The sequence below is a fragment of the Streptomyces mutomycini genome (genome assembly GCF_001700505.1).
GTDB lineage: Bacteria > Actinomycetota > Actinomycetes > Streptomycetales > Streptomycetaceae > Streptomyces > Streptomyces mutomycini.
Genome location: NZ_MAPV01000313.1, coordinates 1 through 3364, shown reverse-complemented (window position 1 = coordinate 3364; position 3364 = coordinate 1). Strand labels below are relative to the sequence as shown.

General features: G+C 70.3%; 5 protein-coding genes. 3 read left to right on the top strand and 2 right to left on the bottom strand.

What is annotated here, in order from left to right; translation table 11 throughout:
• Positions 1-109: HAMP domain-containing histidine kinase (locus tag BFF76_RS34260; RefSeq protein WP_141695703.1), on the top strand; the 109-nt coding region annotated here is incomplete at its 5' end.
• 35 nt (positions 110-144) lie between these two features.
• On the opposite strand, the gene BFF76_RS30100 is transcribed toward BFF76_RS34260, so the two are convergent.
• Complete coding sequence (locus BFF76_RS30100) at positions 145-339, bottom strand: DUF397 domain-containing protein (RefSeq protein ID WP_065849495.1); 195 nt, start codon at positions 337-339, stop codon at positions 145-147.
• 13 nt (positions 340-352) lie between these two features.
• Positions 353-1204, bottom strand: a complete 852-nt coding sequence (locus tag BFF76_RS30095; RefSeq protein WP_065849494.1) for a helix-turn-helix domain-containing protein — start codon at positions 1202-1204, stop codon at positions 353-355.
• A 246-nt stretch (positions 1205-1450) separates the two neighbouring features.
• Between BFF76_RS30095 and BFF76_RS30090 the strand changes: the two genes are divergently transcribed.
• Both BFF76_RS30090 and BFF76_RS30085 read left to right on the top strand, forming a co-directional pair.
• Complete coding sequence (locus BFF76_RS30090; protein ID WP_065849493.1) at positions 1451-1912, top strand: ATP-binding protein; 462 nt, start codon at positions 1451-1453, stop codon at positions 1910-1912.
• 239 nt (positions 1913-2151) lie between these two features.
• On the top strand, positions 2152-3351 hold the full coding sequence (locus BFF76_RS30085) for a hypothetical protein (RefSeq protein WP_065849492.1): 1200 nt from the start codon (positions 2152-2154) through the stop codon (positions 3349-3351).
• The last annotated feature ends 13 nt before the right edge of the window (positions 3352-3364 follow it).

Here is a 3364-nt window from a genome sequence, read left to right as displayed (position 1 = left end):
CACGGTCCAGCAGGCGGGCGGGGAGATCGGCCTGCACCCGGCGGAGGGCGGCGGCACCACGGCCGTGATCCGCCTGCCGGGGGCACCGCAGCCGCCGCCGGTGGTGTGAGCACCACCGGGCCCTGGGCCCGAGTGCGCGTCCGCTCAGGCCAGATCGTCGAACTCGCCCTCCTTCGCACCTCCGAGAAAGGCTCGGAGCTTGGCACGAGTGGTGCGGACGACCACGTCCGGGTGATCGCTCTCACGCAGCAGTATCTCGCCGTCGTGCTCGGCCAGTTCGAGGCAGTCGGAGCCCTCGGCGTTCGAGGACTTCGAGGACTTGCGCCACTGGATTTCCATGACCCCCACGCCTTCATACTTGTTGTGCGATCTTTCGAATGAAGCCCCGCGAACGAACCGGGTCGAGTGACCGCTCCTCGGTCCGGTCCAGCGCGACCCGCCAGTTCACCAGACTCGTTTCCGCATCGAGGAATGACGAACCGGTCGCGGTGTCCACCTGCACGGTGTCCAGTTGCTGCACGGGCCCGTACACGTAGTGTGCCGAACTGCTCGCGAACGGGAAACCGCCCGCAGCGAAGGGGATCGCTCGGACGGTGACGTTGTCACGGTCGGATTCGTGCAGCAGGTGCGCGAGCTGGCCGCGCGCCACGGCCGGGTTTCCGTAGGTCATTCGTAGCGCGGCCTCGTGAATCAGGAACACGCAGGCGAGCGGATCCTGCCGGTCCAGGACATCGCGGCGTTGCAGCCGGTGGGATACCTGCCGCCGTTGGCGCGCCGGGTCGGGCGGCGGAACACTCTCGGCGAAGACACTGCGGGCATAGCCCTCGGTCTGGAGCAAGCCAGGCATATACATGACCTGCACAGATCGAATGGCAGCAGCGTGGTGCTCCAACTCGGCCAGATCGAGCGCGTCGCTGGACAGCTCGCCACGGTGATGCTCCCACCAACCGCTCACCCGCTCCGCAGCCATGGCGGCGAGAGCATCGACGTATGCCGCGTCAGGGCACTTGTAGTGGCCGGCCCACGCCCGTACCCGCTGAGGGCTCACCCCGAATCGCCCGGATTCGGTGTTGCTGATGGTGGTGCGATCTGCTCCCAAGCGCTCTGCGGCCTGGGCCAGCGTCAGGCCTGCATGCTCTCTGACTCTGCGCAGCTCGGAGCCCAGTCGGCGCTGCCGCACCGTGAGCAGCTTCCTTGGTGGCATCGGAGCCTCCTCTCATCGGATCTCAGTGTGGCCGTACCCAATCCACAGGACGATCGTTACTCAAATTATCGGATGCCGTATCACTAGTTATGAACCATGGATGGCTCCGTCAAGACACCGCACCACATGCCTTACGCCCGAAGTGCAGTCGTGCAAGCGCCCCTTGAGACAGGTGCGTCCGTACGGCCACCACCACGGTCAACGAGCAGCGCGCCGGTTCGGAGCGCACCACGTGGGGAGAACGACATGACCAGCGTCCACACCACCGCACCCTCCGCGTCACCGCACCGTCAGGACGGTGAGGGCTACCGGCTCTCCCTGCCCAACACCGCGCGCTCGGCGGGGATCGCACGCGACTTCGTCACGTCACTGCTCACCGGCACCCCGCACAGCGGAATCGTCGACGACGCCCGTCTGTGTGTCACCGAGGTGGTGGCCAACGCCCACCGCCACACGTGCACGCCTCTGATCCGCGTACACGTGACCGTCGGCCAGGAGCACGTGACCGTCTCCGTCACCGACGACAAGCCCTGGACCGCGCCTGCGGCGGGCGGGGTCCGCAGCGACGCCCAAGGGGATGGCGGGTGGGGGCTCTTCCTCCTGGAGGAGCTTGCCTCGGCGTGGGGGTCGAACGTCTGCGGGTGCTGCACCCCCCGCCACAAGACGGTGTGGTTCACCCTCGCGGGGGCCGTCGCGATCACCGTGTAACGCTCCACACGCCGCTGCCGAAACGCACGTGCCTGCACCGCCCGGGCCTGCCCGGCCACCCGAAGCACCCGCGTGCTCCGCGCGCGCTCGCACGGCGATTCAGGCCTGACCGCCGGCCGTGATTCACCGGCAGGACCGGTCATCGGTCCGCCCTACCCCGACGGACCGTGATGCTCCGTACCACCGGCGCGGCTTCGCGCTGCGCTCCTCCGGCATGCCCGGATCCGGCTTGGGCACCCGTGCCCAACGCCCTGCAGGAAGCCGCGACGACCCCGGCCCGGCATGCCCAGCCTCGCACCTGGCTGCGCGCCGTGACGTGGCTGGTCGGCGCCGGCCTGCACCCTCGCGCGGGTGGAACCACGCTCGACGTGGCCCGGGACCTCGCGGCGCGGATGGACTACCGGCTGGGTCGCGTCCTGTACGACCTCGAGGGCACGGCCGCCCGGTGCGGAGTGTCGACGTCGACGGTGAAGCGCCATGTGCGGGTGCTGCGGGAGCTGGGCGCGTTGGCATGGCACCGGCACGGGACGAAGAAGAACCTGCGGCTGCCGGGTCGCCCGTACACGGCCACAGCGACGGTCTACGCGGCGACGATCCCGGCCGCGTACGACGAGGCGATGGGGCACCGGCTCGCCGGCACCGGCTACGACGCCCGGGTGCTCGGAGTGACGGACGAGGGGAGGACGCTCGCGGCGAGGGCCATCCGCGCGAAGGCTCACCCGGTAGGCAACAACACCTCACTCACGAGTGGCTCCGCAGGACGTGCACCCCATTCTCCTGGGACCCACCACGACGTACCTGCTGCTGAACTGGATGGGGGGCTCAACTACACCTCGCGCGCGCACGCGAGGGCGGCATCGCCCCGGCGCCGTACCGACTGCGGAGCGGGCCGGAACACTCGGCCGAACCGGAGCACCAGGAGATCCGGAAGCGGTGGCAGTCCGTCGCTCCGTCACCCGTGGCAGGTGGCCCGCGACATCGGGCTCGCCCGACAGGTCCGGCCGCTCGTCGGCTGGACCCAGCCGGAAGGGCTCCGTCGGCTGGCCTTCGCGCTGCGCCCGCTGATCGACCGGGGCCTGGATGCTCATGACATCGCGGCCGAGCTCACCGGCCTGGCCGTCGACTGGCGTCCCGCACGCCCGGCCGCGTACATCACCGCCGCTCTCGCCCGGGACCGGCGGGCCGAGACGGTCCGCCGGCCGGACAAGGAGCTCACGGCCGACCCCGCCGCTCACCAGGAGTGGCAGCGCTGGCTGGACAACCGCCGTGCCGACGCTCCCGCCCGTACGGACGACGACCGCCGCCACGCCCGCCTCTACGCGTGGGACCGGTGGTCCGAGGTGGCCGCCCACTACGACGAGGACCCCGACGACGCCCTGGACCTCTATGGGACCCGGCTGTGCGCCTACGCCGTGAAACGGGCCGCGCCCCCGGCGTAGGCGCACAGCCGGG

Excerpts from the sequence above, each read along its gene's own strand:
- BFF76_RS30100 (WP_065849495.1), bottom strand. The coding sequence starts at position 339 with ATGGAAATCCAGTGGCGCAAGTCCTCGAAGTCCTCGAACGCCGAGGGC.
- BFF76_RS30095 (WP_065849494.1), bottom strand. The coding sequence starts at position 1,204 with ATGCCACCAAGGAAGCTGCTCACGGTGCGGCAGCGCCGACTGGGCTCC.
- BFF76_RS30090 (WP_065849493.1), top strand. The coding sequence starts at position 1,451 with ATGACCAGCGTCCACACCACCGCACCCTCCGCGTCACCGCACCGTCAG.